Origin of the sequence: Plantibacter auratus (assembly GCF_050587365.1) — a bacterium.
GTDB classification, from domain to species: Bacteria; Actinomycetota; Actinomycetes; order Actinomycetales; family Microbacteriaceae; genus Plantibacter; species Plantibacter auratus.
Genome location: NZ_JBOBFV010000001.1, coordinates 731,351 through 744,723, shown reverse-complemented (window position 1 = coordinate 744,723; position 13,373 = coordinate 731,351). Strand labels below are relative to the sequence as shown.

The window sequence follows — 13,373 nt, the reverse complement described above, 5'->3', positions numbered from 1 at the left end:
CGACGGCTACGCTGAGACCATGGCTGCACGCACACCCTGGTCACTCTCCGGTGCCCTCAAAGGCATGTTCCAACGTCCGACGATCGACGAGACCACCTGGGAGGACCTCGAGGACGCGCTCATCGGCGCCGACTTCGGTCCTGACGTCACCGAGTCGATCGTCACGGGCCTGCACGCCTCCGTCGACCGCTACCGCACCACCGACCCGCGCGACCTCCAGCGCATGCTGCGCGAAGAGGTCGAGGAGCGGCTGTCGAAGTTCGACACGACGCTGAAGCTCAGCGAGCGTCCGGCGGTCGTCCTCGTCGTCGGCGTCAACGGGGTCGGCAAGACGACCACCATCGGCAAGTTCGCGAAGTTCCTGCGCAACTACGACCGCACCGTCGTCGTGGGCGCCGCGGACACCTTCCGTGCCGCTGCCGTGGAGCAGTTGGCGACGTGGGCGGAGCGCGCGGGCGCACAGATCGTCCGCCCCCAGCAGCAGGGACAGGACCCGGCGTCCGTCGCCTTCCAGACCATCGAGTACGCCAAGCAGACCGGCACCGAGATCGTCATCATCGACACCGCCGGTCGGTTGCAGACGAAGGGCGGGCTCATGGACGAGCTGTCCAAGATCCGTCGCGTCGTCGAGAAGCAGGCGCCCATCGCCGAGGTCCTCCTCGTCCTCGACGCGACGACCGGTCAGAACGGTCTGTCGCAGGCGCAGGCGTTCATCGAGCACGCCGGGGTGACCGGGCTCGTCCTGACGAAGCTCGACGGCTCCGCGAAGGGCGGGTTCGTCCTCGCCGTGCAGGAGAAGACCGGCATCCCGATCAAGCTCGTCGGCCAGGGTGAGGGCATCGGCGACCTCACCGGCTTCACGCCGCACGTCTTCGCACAGAACCTGGTGGGCAGCTGATGGCGATCGAACACGACTACTTCGGCATCATCGCGACCGAGCCTGGTGGTGGCGTCTACTGGTCTGACAACATCGACGTCGGCGAGCAGTCCGTCTCCATCTCGTTGAGCGCCCCCGACGAGGACGACATCCCTGCCGACGCACTCGACCTCGCGGCCGCGATGATCCTCGCCCTCGAGGGCTTCGACCTGCGCTCGCGTGAGGCGATGCTGAGCGAGGTCGACGACCGTACCTCCGAGGTGACCGAGTACATCATCCAGGCCGTCGAGGAGCTGGGGGAGTCCCTGCCGGACGTCCTGGTCGACGAGTCCGGAGACCGCGACGTCGACGTCATCCGGTCGATGACGCTGCTGAGCGTCGGGTTCGCGCCGCATCAGCACAACGGCGACGAGGCGTTCGCGATCTTCGAGTACTCGCTCGACGCGGACCAGCTCGACGGCGTGCTCATGGTCGCGTACACCTCCGATGGCGAGGTCACCGGGGTCACGAGCGAGGACTGAGCCCGGCAGGTCGAGGCGTCGGCCTCAGACCGCCTGGGCGAAGCCGAGTGAGGCGTCTGCGAGGTGCTGCAGTCCCTCGGGGACCTCGCGGCCCTTGGCTGTCATCGACTGCGCCCAGAGGCGTCCCGCGCGATAGGACGATCTGACGAGCGGTCCCGCGAGCACACCGAGGAACCCGATCTCCTCGGCCTCCTCCTTGATCTCGAGGAACTCCTGCGGCTTGACCCAGCGGTCCACGGGGAGGTGTCGAGGCGTCGGCCGGAGGTACTGGGTGACGGTGATGATGTCGGTGCCGGCCTCGTGCAGATCCTCGAGCGCCTGACTGATCTCGCTCCGGTCCTCGCCCATCCCGAGGATGAGGTTGGACTTCGTGATGAGGCCGGCGGCGCGCGCCTGGGTCAGGACGTCGAGGGAGCGCTCGTAGCGGAAGGCGGGCCTGATCCGCTTGAAGATGCGTGGGACCGTCTCGACGTTGTGTGCGAACACCTCGGGTCGGGAGGCGAACACCTCGCCGAGGAGGTCGGGGTTGCCGGAGAAGTCGGTCGCGAGGATCTCGACCCCCGTCCCCGGGTTCGTCTCATGGATGTGCCGGACGGTCTCGGCGTGCAGCCACGCCCCCTCGTCGGGGAGGTCGTCGCGCGCCACACCGGTGACGGTCGCGTAACGCAGCCGCATCCGCTGCACCGAGTCGGCCACCCGCCGTGGCTCGTCACGGTCGTAGTCGGCCGGCTTGCCGGTGTCGATCTGGCAGAAGTCGCAGCGCCTCGTGCACTGCGACCCTCCGATGAGGAAGGTCGCCTCGCGGTCCTCCCAGCACTCGAAGATGTTCGGGCAGCCGGCTTCCTGGCAGACCGTGTGGAGGCCCTCCTCCTGCACGAGCGCCTGGAGCTGCCGGTACTCGGGTCCCATCGTCGCGCGGGTCTTGATCCAGTCGGGCTTCCGCTCGATGGGGGTCTGGGCGTTCCGGACCTCGAGTCGCAGGAGCTTCCGTCCGCCGGTGTCCGCCGTGGGAACGGGTGCCGGTGCGCCGCAGCCGCTCACGCGGCCGCTCCGATCGTGGTCACGGACGCGGCCGTCCAACCGGGCCGGAGCGCTTCGAAGATCTCGGAGACGCGCTCGGCGACGTCGCTCGGCGTGATCCGTCGACCGAGTTCGGCGCTGATCGTGGTGACCCCGGCATCGGCGATGCCGCACGCGACGATGTGGCCGAAGGGCTCGAGGGCGTTGTCGCAGTTGAGCGCGAACCCGTGCAGCGTGACCCCCGCCTGCACCCGGACACCGACGGCGCCGATCTTCGCGGCCGGTCCACCGGCGACGGGGTCGACCCAGACACCCGACCGTCCGTCGATGCGGCGGCCGGTGACGCCGAGCCCGGTGATCGTCTGCAGCATGACCTCCTCGAGCAGGCGGACGTGCGCGACGACGTCGACCGGCTCCGGGAGGCGGACGATCGGATAGCCGGTGAGCTGTCCGGGTCCGTGCCAGGTGATGCGGCCGCCGCGGTCGACCTCGACGACCGGTGTGCCGTCGTCGGGACGTTCGTGGGGACGGGTCAGCTTGCCCGCCGTGTACACGGGCTCGTGTTCGCACAGGATGAGGTGCTCCGGCCCTGCTCCGCTGACGACCGCCTCATGGACCCGACGCTGCAGCGCCCAACCCTCGCGGTACGGGACGAATGCGGGCGCGAGCCCGGCGATGAGGAGCTGTGTCATGGCGGCCACGATAGCATTGTTGGACGCCGTCCAAATACTCATCTTCTGACCGTGGCGGCGATCGACCGGGTCGCGCCGCGGTCTGCCCTAAACTGGAGGGATCATGGCAACGTTCGGCACACTCTCTGACCGCCTCGCGGATACGTTCAAGAACCTCCGCACCAAGGGCAAGCTCTCCGCGGCCGATGTCGACGGCACCGTCCGCGAGATCCGTCGCGCCCTCCTCGACGCGGACGTCGCACTCGACGTCGTCAAGGACTTCACGGGTCGCGTGCGCGAGCGCGCCCTCGGCGACGAGGTGAGCAAGGCCCTCAACCCGGCGCAGCAGGTCGTCCAGATCGTCAACGACGAGCTCGTCACGATCCTCGGCGGACAGCAGCGCCGTCTCGAGTTCGCGAAGAAGCCGCCGACCGTCATCATGCTCGCCGGGCTCCAGGGCGCCGGAAAGACGACACTCGCGGGCAAGCTCGCCAAGTGGCTCAAGAAGGACGGCCACACGCCGCTCCTCGTCGCGTCCGACCTCCAGCGCCCCAACGCCGTCAACCAGCTCCAGGTCGTCGGGGAGCAGGCGGGCGTCCCCGTCTACGCTCCCGAGCCCGGCAACGGGGTCGGCGACCCGGTCAAGGTCGCCCGCGACGGCGTCCGGTTCGCCGAGCAGAAGCTCTACGACACCGTCATCGTCGACACCGCCGGACGACTCGGCGTCGACGCCGAGCTCATGAAGCAGGCATCGAACATCCGCAAGGCGGTCGATCCCGACGAGGTCCTCTTCGTCATCGACGCGATGATCGGTCAGGACGCGGTCGCGACGGCCAAGGCCTTCCTCGACGGCGTCGACTTCACCGGTGTGGTGCTCTCGAAGCTCGACGGCGACGCCCGTGGTGGTGCGGCACTCTCGATCGCCTCGGTCACCGGACGCCCCATCATGTTCGCGTCGACCGGTGAGGGTCTCGACGACTTCGAGCCGTTCCACCCCGACCGCATGGCGAGCCGGATCCTCGATCTCGGTGACATCCTCACCCTCATCGAGCAGGCGCAGCAGAACTTCGACGAGGAGGAGGCGCGCAAGGTCGCGGAGAAGTTCGCGACCGACTCCTTCACGCTCGACGACTTCCTCAAGCAGATGCAGCAGCTGCGCGGCATGGGTTCCATCAAGAAGATGATGGGCATGCTCCCCGGCATGGGGCAGATGAAGGAGCAGCTCCAGAACTTCGACGAGCGCGAGATCGTCCGCACCGAGGCCATCATCCAGTCGATGACCACGGCCGAGCGCACGAACCCGAAGATCCTCAACGGATCCCGGCGCCTGCGCATCGCCAAGGGTTCCGGCATGACCGTCACCGAGGTCAACGCCCTCGTCAACCGCTTCGAGCAGGCGGCCAAGATGATGAAGACCGTCGCCAAGGGTGGCGTGCCGAACATCCCCGGGATGGGTCCGGTCCCCGGTGCACGGACGAACCGACCGAAGCCGCAGGCCAAGAAGAAGGGTTCCCGCTCAGGCAACCCGGCCAAGCGCGCGGCGGAGAACGCCGGCGCCGTCGAGACACAGGCCGCCGCTACGGGTGCTGGATTCGGCCTCGGCGGCGGTTCGTCGTCGGGATCGGCAGCCCCGACCGAGGCGGAGCTCGCCGAGCTGCAGAAGTTCCTGGGTCGCTGAGTCGAGCGGAGGCGGTATGCGCGCGCTGAGGGCAGCGGCTTCGGTCGTCGGAGTCGTCCTGGCCGCGGGACTGCTCGCCGGGTGCTCCGCGCCGTCTCCGGGCGAACGCGTCCTGGGCACCTGGGGTGAAGGGACCGGCGCTGCCGACCCGCACCTGGTGTTCACCGACGACGGTCGCGTGAGTGGTTCGGACGGCTGCAACAGCCTCTCCGGCTCCTGGCGCGCCGAGGACGACGCGCTCGTCGTCTCCGACGTCGCGGGCACCCTGATGGCGTGTCCGGGCGTCGACTCCTGGCTACGGGGGATCGCACAGGCGACGCTCTCGGATGACGGCGGGCGCCTGACCGTGACCGACGACGCCGGCACGCGGATCGGGACGCTCGACCGCGCTGAGTGATGCCGCCTCGTCAGGCGGAGGGCTGGACCCCGTGTCGCAGCTCCTTCGCGAGCGAGCTCACGACCGCCTGCAGGCTGCCGCCGTTCGCGTGGGCGACGGCGAGCTGTCGCTGGTAGCTCGCGCCGTGCTCGATGATCGTGGCGATGCTCGCCAGTTCGTCCGCACAGCCGAGCCGGCGAGCGACCGGCGCGAGGGTGTCGAGCAGGTCGTGCAGGTCGTCGGTCACGAGGCGCTCGTGGCCCGAGGAGTCGAGGATGATCTCGGCGTCCAGGCCGTACCGCGCCGCACGCCACTTGTTCTCGCGGACGTACCACGGCTGCAGGGTCTGCAGGCGCTCTCCGGCGTCGAGGCGGTCGGACAGGTGTTCGGTGAGGCAGTGGATGAGCGAGGCGAGGGCGCCGAACTCCGCGACGGTCGACGCTCCGTCGCACGCGCGCATCTCCACCGTGCCCCACTGCGGCGACGGTCGAACGTCCCAGCGGACCTCGGTGTGGTCCTCGATGATGCCGGTCACCGTCATGTCGTCGACGTAGGCCTCGAACTGCTCCCAGTCCGAGAGCTGGTAGGGGAGGCCCGCCGTCGGGAGCTGCTGGAACATGAGCGCGCGGTTCGACGCGTACCCGGTGTCGACCCCGCCCCAGTAGGGGCTGGACGCCGACAGCGCTTGGAGGTGGGGCAGATAGGTCAGCAGTCCGTTCATGATCGGGAGGACCTTGTCGACCGTCTCGACGCCGACGTGCGCGTGCACGCCCCAGATCATCATGTTGCGGCCCCACCACTGGGTGCGGTCGATGAGCTTGTGGTAGCGGGGCTTGTCGGTGACCTGCTGGTCGTACCACTGGCCGAACGGGTGCGAACCGCTGCAGATGAGTTCGACGCCCATCGGATCCGTGATCGCCCGCACCTCGGCCAGCTGGCCCTCGAGGTCCGCGATCGCCTCGGGGACCGTGTGGTGCACACCCGAGACGAGTTCGACGGTGTTGAGCAGCAGCTCGTTGGTGATCTGCGGATGATCGGAACCGTCGCTCGTGCGAAGTTCCGACAGGACGGTGTCCGCTGCGCCGACGAGATCGCCGGTGTCGCGGTCGACGAGGGCGACCTCCCATTCGAGGCCGACGGTCGAACGCTCGGATCTGGCGAACTCGATGGGCATTGGCGTCGACCTCCCGCAGGGCGCGGCCGGATGCCACGCGCCAGCCCATCTTCACACGGGGTGGAGGGGTCATCCGGTATCGGTGTCGCCGGATTACCCAGATCGCCCGATGTCTGGCAGAATAGAGAGTTGAGTCTGCGCGGAGTTCGACCCTCTATCCGACGCCCGCAGCAACCACAGTTTTCGCGTCGAGCGTGTGGCCCCACCTTTCGTCAGCGAGCACATCAAACATCACATCATTCAGGAGAATCGTGGCTGTCAAAATCCGTCTCAAGCGTCTCGGCAAGATCCGTGCGCCGTACTACCGCATCGTCGTCGCAGACTCGCGCACGAAGCGCGACGGTCGTGTCATCGAGGAGATCGGCAAGTACCACCCCACCGAGGAGCCCTCGTTCATCGAGGTCGACTCCGAGCGTGCGCAGTACTGGCTCAGCGTCGGCGCCCAGCCGACCGAGCAGGTCGCAGCACTCCTCAAGCTCACCGGTGACTGGGGCAAGTTCAAGGGCGACAAGGACGCCGTGAGCACGGTCCGCGTCAAGGAGCCGAAGGCCGCCTTCGTCGCCGACGAGAAGAAGAAGCCCGTCCTCAAGCCGAAGGCTGAGGCCCCCGCGGCCAAGGCTGCTCCGGCCGAGGCCGAGGCGCCCGCTGCCGACGCCGCTGAAGCAGAGCAGGCGTAGTCTTGCTCGCTCCCGCGCTCGAACATCTCGTCAAGGGGATCGTCGATCACCCGGATGACGTTCGCGTCACGGCACAGAACTCCGCCCGTGGCGAGGTCCTCGAGGTTCGTGTGAACCCCGAGGACCTCGGCCGGGTCATCGGTCGTGCCGGCCGGACGGCCAAAGCCCTGCGCACCCTCGTGGCAGCGCTGGCAGACGGTCGGCGGGTCCGGGTCGACGTGGTCGACACGGACGCCTCCGGCGCCAGCGCGTAGGTGGCGGACGAGACGGAGCCGAAGACCCAGTTGCGGGTCGGTCGGCTCACGAAAGCCCATGGCCTGAAGGGCGCCCTGAAGGTCGAGCTCTACACGGATGAGCCGGAGCACCGGTTCACCCCGGGCGCGACGTTCACGCTCCAGGTCCCCGCAGGATCGAAGTGGCGCGGCAAGACGCTCGAGCTCATCGAACTGCGCTGGTACAACAGCCAGCCGGTCGCCTTCTTCGTCGGCATCTCCGATCGCAGTGAGGCGGAGACCCTCGTGAAAGCGATCCTCTGGGTCGAGCAGGACCCCACCGAGCTACCGGTCGACGACGACGCGTGGTACGACCACCAGCTCGTCGGGTTGGCCGTGCACCGCGACGGCGTCGCCGTCGGTACCGTCGCTCGCGTCGACCACTTCCCGGCTCAGGACCTCCTGATCGTGAAGACCGGCGACGGCGAGGTCATGGTCCCGTTCGTGAAGGCGATCGTCCCCACGGTCGACATCGCTGCCGGGATCGTCACGGTCACGCCGCCCACCGGTTTGTTCGAGGAACTCCCGGAGGCCGACGACGCCCCCGAGACGACGACGGCCGGCCCAGCCGAATCCGAGGCCTCCGACGAGGCTCAGGACGACACCGGAGCGTCGCAGCCGGAGCAGTAGATCGCGTTCCGAGTCGGTTCTCCCGGCTCGGAACACCCACGACGGAGGCGTCGGTTGCGTGCAACCGGCGCCTCCGTCGTCGTCTCCGGCAGATCACGCCGGTACCGGCTCGCTTTGACGATCACCGTCCGCGACCCGCTCGAGGACCGCGGCGATCCGGCCGGTGCACCCACCGCAGCCGGTACCGGCGCGGGTCGCCTTACCGATGCAGGCGACCGTGGTACTGCCCGATTGCGCGGCATCCATGATCCTGCCGACCGTCACGCCGTTGCACGTACAGACGGTCGTCGAGGGGGCGAACGCATCGACGGAGGCACCACCGATCGCGTCCGGCCCGTCGAGCCGGAGGAGGACCGAGCGATCCGCCGGCAGTTCGCCGCCCCCGTCGTACAGGAGCGTCAGCTCGGCCGCAGTTCGCGGCATACCGACGCAGACGAAGGCGGTCAGGACCCCGGCGCGGGTGATCATCTTGACGTAGCGGCCGTGGTCGGGGTCCGCCCACACCGAGACGCTGCGCGGAGCGGCCGGATGCACGCTGCACCCGTCAGCGGTCGTCGACTCGACGTCCCAGGGCTCGGCCTGGACGTCGCCGACCGCGACGACGTCGACCCGCTCGGCCTTGAGTGCGACGGTGCTCGCCCGCTCGACCGGTGGTGGACCCAGCTCGAGCGGTGGTCCGCCGGCCGCGGCCTCGATCAGGAATCGAGCGGCGAGCCACTCGGCCTGCCGCCATCCTGGGCCGATGAGCCCCGACGGGCCGCCGGGGACGATGCGCTCGCTGCGCAGCTCCGGTGTCGGCGCCAGCACGTGCGCGCAGTCGCCGATGGCGAAGATCCGTTCGTCCGACCAGCTGCTGAGGTCTTCGCCGACGAGCACGCCGGAGCCGACACGGACCCCGGCGAGGATCGCCAGATCGGAGCGTGCGCTCACCCCGCACGACAGGACGAGCAGATCGCCGGTGATCCGTTTCCCGTCAGCGGTGATCAGCGCGTCGAAGTGCCTCCCGCCCGCGGGGCCGTCCCGATGACCGACCGCCTCGGCGCGGCTGTGTGCGATGACCTCCACTCCCGCTGCCCGGAGCGCCGCGGCGAGCACGGAGCCGCCGCCGCGGTCGAGGTTCCGCGGCATCGGGGTGGGGCCGTGGTGGACGACGACCACGTCGGCGCCGGCGCGCGCGGCGGAGAGCGCGAGCTCCAGTCCCAGGACACCGGCACCCAGGACGACGATCCGGCCGCCCGATCGGACGACCTCGGCGACGGCGTCGGCGTCCGCGAGGTCACGCAGGGTGCAGACGCCGCGGGGGAGGTCGTGGTCGGACAGCAGCAACGACCGTCCGTACTTCTCGAGCGCCGGGAGGTCCCGCTTCCGTCGATCGACGCCGTCGAGTGTCGGAACGTTCGCGCGCGCACCCGTCGCCAAGACGAGGCGGTCGTAGGGGAGCGTCTCCCCGGTGTCGAGTTCGACGGTCCGCGTCTCGCGATCGATCTGCATCGCGGTCGTGCCGCGCAGGACACGGATACCGTCCAAGGCGAGGTCCTCGGCACTGACGAGCGTCATGTCGGCGAGTCCGGTCGAGCCGACCGCGTGATCGGCGACCAGCACCCGGTTGTACGCGTCGACCGGTTCCTGCCCGACCACGGTCACGTGGATCGAGCCGTTCCGCACGCCAGGGGCGACCTCCTCGGCGAATCGCGCACCGACCGGGCCGAATCCGACCACGACGATGCGGAGTTCGCGACCTGGTCGCGGACTCATCGGAGGGCTCCGGTCGCTGTGGCTTCCGGCAGCGGTGCGCCAGCGGCCGGGCGCAGCCGCACCGCCGCGCGCTTGAAGTCCGGCATCCCCGAGATCGGATCGACCGCGTCCTGCGTCAGGAGGTTCGCCGACGCGTCGCCCGGGTAGTGGAACGGCAGGAAGACGGTGTCGTGACGGATGTCGCCGTCGACACTGGCTCGAGCCGTCAGCGTGCCCCGACGGTTCGAGACCTCGACCAGTCCGCCTTCGACGATCCCGAGTCGTGCCGCCGTCGCGGGGTGGACCTGGACGAAGACTTCGGGACGGGCGTCGTCGAGCTCGGGGACGCGGCGGGTCTGGGTGCCCGACTGGTAGTGCTCGAGGAGGCGTCCGGTCGTCAGGGTGAGTTCCTCCCCGGTCTCCGGTGACTCCGAGACCGTCGCGGGGCGGACCGGGATGATCCGGGCGAGACCGTCGTCGTGTGCGAACCGTTCCGTGAACAGCCGGGGCGTGCCGCCGCTGCCGACGGGGAACGGCCAGTACGCGGCGAGCCCGGTGTCGAGGAGGGCGTGGCTCAGTCCCGAGTAGTCGGCGAGGCCTCCGGCGGATGCGGCCGCCAACTCGTCGAACACGATCGACGGGTCCAGCTCGAATCGGCCCGGAGCATCGAGACGACGGGCGAGTTCGTGCATGATCCAGAGCTCGCTGCGGACGCCGACCGGAGCATCGAGCGCCCGCCGGCGGCGGATCACGCGCCCCTCCAGCGAGGTCATGGTGCCCTCCTCCTCCGCCCACTGCGTCGTCGGGAGGACGACGTCTGCGAGCGCGGCGGTCTCAGACAGGAAGAAGTCGCAGACGACGAGCAGCTCGAGGCGGCCGAGTCCGTCCCGGACCGTCTGCACGTTCGGAGCGGATACGACGACGTTCGAGCCGTGGACCAGGAGGGCGTGCACACCGTCCGGTTCACCGAGTCGGTTGAGGAGGGCGACGGCCGGCAGCCCGGGACCCGGGATCGACTCGACCGGTACACCCCATACCTCGGCGACGTGACGGCGGGCTTCCGGATCGGTGATCTTGCGGTACCCGGGCAGTTGGTCGCACTTCTGACCGTGTTCGCGACCGCCCTGGCCGTTGCCCTGGCCGGTGAGCGTGCCGTAGCCCGATCCCGGCCGGCCCGGTAGTCCGAGCACGAGTGCGAGGTTGATGGCGGCGGTGGCCGTGTCGGTGCCGTCGACATGCTGCTCGACGCCGCGACCGGTGAGGATGTAGGTGCCGTCCGAGGCGGCGAGCCGACGAGCCACGTCTCGGAGGACCGGCGCCGGCACGCCGGTCACGGATTGGACGCGTTCCGGCCACCACGCGCTCACGCTGCGGCGCAGGCCGTCCAGCCCGGTCGTGCGCTCGGCCAGGTAGGCCTCGTCTGCGAGCCCTTCGGCGAGGACGATGTGCGTGAGCCCCAGGAGCAGGACCAGATCCGTCCCGGGCGCGGGCTGCACGTGGAGTCCACGACCGGTCTCGGTGAGTCGCGCGGTGGCCGAGCGGCGCGGATCGACCACGATGAGGCCACCGGAGGCCTGAGCACCGACGAGATGACCGATGAACGGGGGCATCGTCTCCGCGACGTTGGATCCGAGGAGGAGGACGGTCGACGCACCGTCGAGGTCCTCCAGTGGGAACGGCAGCCCCCGGTCGATCCCGAACGCACGGTTGCCCGCTGCCGCGGCGGAGGACATGCAGAACCGGCCGTTGTAGTCGATCCGGCTCGTCCCGATCGCGATCCTGGCGAACTTGCCCAGCTGGTAGGCCTTCTCGTTCGTGAGGCCACCGCCTCCGAAGACTCCGATCGCGTCCGCCCCGCGCTCACCACGGATGCGGAGGATGGTCGATGTGACGAGGTCGAGGGCCGCATCCCAGCTCGTCTCGACCAGCTCACCGGTGGCGTCGCGCACCAAGGGGGTCGTGAGGCGATCGCCCCGCGCGAGGAGCTCGGCCGACGTCCACCCCTTCTTGCAGAGGCCGCCCCGGTTCGTCGGGAAGTCCCGCCCGGCGACGTCGACCGGGAGCCTCGCAGCGACCCCGTCCACCGCCGTCGTTCGGGTGAGGGACATCGCGCACTGCAACGCGCAGTACGGGCAGTGGGTGTCGGTCACCGGGGCGGTGGGACGAGGCATGCGTGGTCCTTCGGTCAGGAGCGGGTGGAGCGACGGCTCACAGTCGTTGGCCGGCGAGTGACGCGTTCTTGCGGAAGTAGACGAGGAAGGTGACCGCGAACAGGACGACATACGCGCCGATGAAGCCGATGAACGCGGCCGAGTAGCTACCGGTCGCGCCGTGCGAGAGCCCGAGGATCTGTGGGATGACGAAGCCACCGTAGGCACCGATCGCGGAGATGAGCCCGAGCGCGGCGGCGGCCTTGCGCTGCGTCCCGACGTCGCCGCTGCGGTGGTGGGCGTCGCGCAGGCCGGATCGCGCCGCGAAGACGCTCGGGATCATGCGGTACGTCGAGCCGTTCCCGACACCGGCGGCGACGAACAGGAGTAGGAAGCAGCCGAGGAACAGCCAGAAGTTCGCCAGCGGCAGGGTCCACAGCACCGCGAGCGCTCCCAGGGCCATGACGGCGAACGCACTCATCGTGACGACGGCCCCACCGAAGCGGTCGGCGAGACGCCCACCGAAGGGGCGTGCCAGCGAACCGATCAGGGCTCCGAGGAACGCGAGCGAGATCGACGCGGAACCGACGGCGAAGGAGGAGAAGTCGGGGAACTGGTCCGCGATGAGCTTGGGGAACACACTCGCGAAGCCGATGAACGAGCCGAAGGTGCCGATGTACAGGAGTGCGAGGAGCCAGAGGTGCGGTTCCCGCAGCGCGGCGGCGGATCCGCGGAGGTCCGCCTTCGCTGACGACAGGTTGTCCATGTAGCGGTAGGCACCGAACATCGCGAGGAGGATGAAGGGGACCCAGATCCATCCGGCGAGACTCAGGTTGAGGGTGGCGGCGGCTCCGACGGTGACCGCGATGGGGACGACGAACTGTGCGACCGCTGCTCCGAGGTTGCCGCCCGCCGCGTTCAGCCCGAGCGCCCAGCCCTTCTCCCGCTGCGGGTAGAAGTAGGTGATGTTCGACATGGAGCTGGCGAAGTTGCCACCGCCGAACCCGGCGAGTCCGGCGACGACGAGCATGACGCCGAACGGGGTGTCCGGATTGCCCACACACAGCGCGAGCGCGATGGACGGGATGAGGAGCAGCCCCGCCGAGATGATCGTCCAGTTCCGCCCGCCGAAGCGCGGGACCATGAACGAGTACGGGAACCTGAGGGTCGCACCGACGAGGCTCGGCATCGAGATGAGCCAGAAGGTCTCGGCCGTGGAGAACGAGAACCCGGCCGTCGGGAGCATGACGACGACGATGCTCCAGAGCTGCCAGACCACGAAGCCGAGGAACTCCGCGAAGATCGACCACCGGAGGTTCCGCCCGGCGATGCCGCGGCCCTCCCGGTCCCAGAACGCGCTGTCCTCGGGGTTCCACCCGTCGATCCAACGACCGGGGCGGTGGGTCAGGGCGACCGGGGTGACGGTCGGTGTCGCCGTGGTCGGTGGGGCGTCGACTGCTTCGAGGTTCGTGGTCATGGCTGCTCCGAGCGTTCGGTGAAGCGGGACGGGACGTGTGCTGTCTCCGAAGCTACCGACGCCGTGTTTCGGGGCCCCACCCGCGAGGTAACACCTGGATCACCGCCTGCTCACAG

General features: G+C 69.3%; 13 protein-coding genes. 7 read left to right on the top strand and 6 right to left on the bottom strand.

Features of this window, described 5'->3' with window-relative positions:
- The first annotated feature begins 19 nt into the window (after nucleotides 1-19).
- Nucleotides 20-898 carry a signal recognition particle-docking protein FtsY gene (gene ftsY / locus ACQ3HE_RS03445; protein WP_064296361.1) on the top strand — a complete coding sequence of 293 codons (879 nt, stop codon included), beginning with the start codon at nucleotides 20-22 and terminating at the stop codon, nucleotides 896-898.
- Nucleotides 898-1,398, top strand: coding sequence for a DUF2004 domain-containing protein (locus tag ACQ3HE_RS03440; RefSeq protein WP_079705645.1), 501 nt, complete (start codon nucleotides 898-900; stop codon nucleotides 1,396-1,398). The genes ftsY and ACQ3HE_RS03440 overlap by 1 nt, the downstream gene beginning before the upstream one ends.
- 24 nt (nucleotides 1,399-1,422) lie before the next feature.
- On the opposite strand, the gene lipA is transcribed toward ACQ3HE_RS03440, so the two are convergent.
- Entirely contained in the window at nucleotides 1,423-2,439 is a 1,017-nt protein-coding gene (gene lipA, locus ACQ3HE_RS03435) for a lipoyl synthase (protein WP_430891335.1), read from the bottom strand.
- Nucleotides 2,436-3,110, bottom strand: coding sequence for a lipoyl(octanoyl) transferase LipB (lipB, locus tag ACQ3HE_RS03430; protein WP_159878371.1), 675 nt, complete (start codon nucleotides 3,108-3,110; stop codon nucleotides 2,436-2,438). The genes lipA and lipB overlap by 4 nt, the downstream gene beginning before the upstream one ends.
- Before the next feature lie 103 nt (nucleotides 3,111-3,213).
- Between lipB and ffh the strand changes: the two genes are divergently transcribed.
- Complete coding sequence (gene ffh / locus ACQ3HE_RS03425) at nucleotides 3,214-4,767, top strand: signal recognition particle protein (RefSeq protein WP_064296308.1); 1,554 nt, start codon at nucleotides 3,214-3,216, stop codon at nucleotides 4,765-4,767.
- 16 nt (nucleotides 4,768-4,783) lie between these two features.
- Nucleotides 4,784-5,164: an META domain-containing protein gene (locus ACQ3HE_RS03420; protein WP_430891334.1), complete on the top strand. Its 381-nt coding sequence runs from the start codon at nucleotides 4,784-4,786 to the stop codon at nucleotides 5,162-5,164.
- Between the two features lie 10 nt (nucleotides 5,165-5,174).
- On the opposite strand, the gene ACQ3HE_RS03415 is transcribed toward ACQ3HE_RS03420, so the two are convergent.
- A complete protein-coding gene (locus ACQ3HE_RS03415) occupies nucleotides 5,175-6,317 on the bottom strand; it encodes a glutamate--cysteine ligase (protein WP_430891333.1) in 1,143 nt (380 codons plus the stop codon).
- Nucleotides 6,318-6,568: 251 nt separating this feature from the next.
- Between ACQ3HE_RS03415 and rpsP the strand changes: the two genes are divergently transcribed.
- Genes rpsP through rimM form a run of 3 tightly spaced genes read left to right on the top strand, consistent with a single transcriptional unit; the run spans nucleotide 6,569 to nucleotide 7,896 of the window.
- Complete coding sequence (gene rpsP / locus ACQ3HE_RS03410; RefSeq protein WP_064296311.1) at nucleotides 6,569-6,994, top strand: 30S ribosomal protein S16; 426 nt, start codon at nucleotides 6,569-6,571, stop codon at nucleotides 6,992-6,994.
- A 2-nt stretch (nucleotides 6,995-6,996) separates the two neighbouring features.
- Nucleotides 6,997-7,248, top strand: coding sequence for an RNA-binding protein (locus ACQ3HE_RS03405; protein WP_064296312.1), 252 nt, complete (start codon nucleotides 6,997-6,999; stop codon nucleotides 7,246-7,248).
- On the top strand, nucleotides 7,249-7,896 hold the full coding sequence (rimM, locus tag ACQ3HE_RS03400; RefSeq protein ID WP_236555410.1) for a ribosome maturation factor RimM: 648 nt from the start codon (nucleotides 7,249-7,251) through the stop codon (nucleotides 7,894-7,896).
- Nucleotides 7,897-7,989: 93 nt separating this feature from the next.
- Here rimM and ACQ3HE_RS03395 read toward each other — a convergent pair whose 3' ends face one another.
- From ACQ3HE_RS03395 to ACQ3HE_RS03385, 3 genes are read right to left on the bottom strand one after another with little or no spacing between them, the layout of a single operon-like run.
- A complete protein-coding gene (locus ACQ3HE_RS03395) occupies nucleotides 7,990-9,651 on the bottom strand; it encodes an FAD-dependent oxidoreductase (RefSeq protein ID WP_430891332.1) in 1,662 nt (553 codons plus the stop codon).
- A complete protein-coding gene (locus ACQ3HE_RS03390) occupies nucleotides 9,648-11,801 on the bottom strand; it encodes a molybdopterin oxidoreductase family protein (RefSeq protein ID WP_430891331.1) in 2,154 nt (717 codons plus the stop codon). The genes ACQ3HE_RS03395 and ACQ3HE_RS03390 overlap by 4 nt, the downstream gene beginning before the upstream one ends.
- Before the next feature lie 37 nt (nucleotides 11,802-11,838).
- The gene (locus tag ACQ3HE_RS03385) at nucleotides 11,839-13,257 is read right to left on the bottom strand and encodes an MFS transporter (RefSeq protein ID WP_124769098.1); all 1,419 of its coding nucleotides are present in this window, start codon (nucleotides 13,255-13,257) and stop codon (nucleotides 11,839-11,841) included.
- Between the last annotated feature and the right edge of the window lie 116 nt (nucleotides 13,258-13,373).

Bases quoted from the DNA above. Each gene is read 5' to 3' on its own strand.
- ftsY (WP_064296361.1), top strand. From the start codon at position 20: ATGGCTGCACGCACACCCTGGTCACTCTCCGGTGCCCTCAAAGGCATG.
- ACQ3HE_RS03440 (WP_079705645.1), top strand. From the start codon at position 898: ATGGCGATCGAACACGACTACTTCGGCATCATCGCGACCGAGCCTGGT.
- lipB (WP_159878371.1), bottom strand. From the start codon at position 3,110: ATGACACAGCTCCTCATCGCCGGGCTCGCGCCCGCATTCGTCCCGTAC.
- ffh (WP_064296308.1), top strand. From the start codon at position 3,214: ATGGCAACGTTCGGCACACTCTCTGACCGCCTCGCGGATACGTTCAAG.
- ACQ3HE_RS03420 (WP_430891334.1), top strand. From the start codon at position 4,784: ATGCGCGCGCTGAGGGCAGCGGCTTCGGTCGTCGGAGTCGTCCTGGCC.
- ACQ3HE_RS03415 (WP_430891333.1), bottom strand. From the start codon at position 6,317: ATGCCCATCGAGTTCGCCAGATCCGAGCGTTCGACCGTCGGCCTCGAA.
- ACQ3HE_RS03395 (WP_430891332.1), bottom strand. From the start codon at position 9,651: ATGAGTCCGCGACCAGGTCGCGAACTCCGCATCGTCGTGGTCGGATTC.
- ACQ3HE_RS03390 (WP_430891331.1), bottom strand. From the start codon at position 11,801: ATGCCTCGTCCCACCGCCCCGGTGACCGACACCCACTGCCCGTACTGC.
- ACQ3HE_RS03385 (WP_124769098.1), bottom strand. From the start codon at position 13,257: ATGACCACGAACCTCGAAGCAGTCGACGCCCCACCGACCACGGCGACA.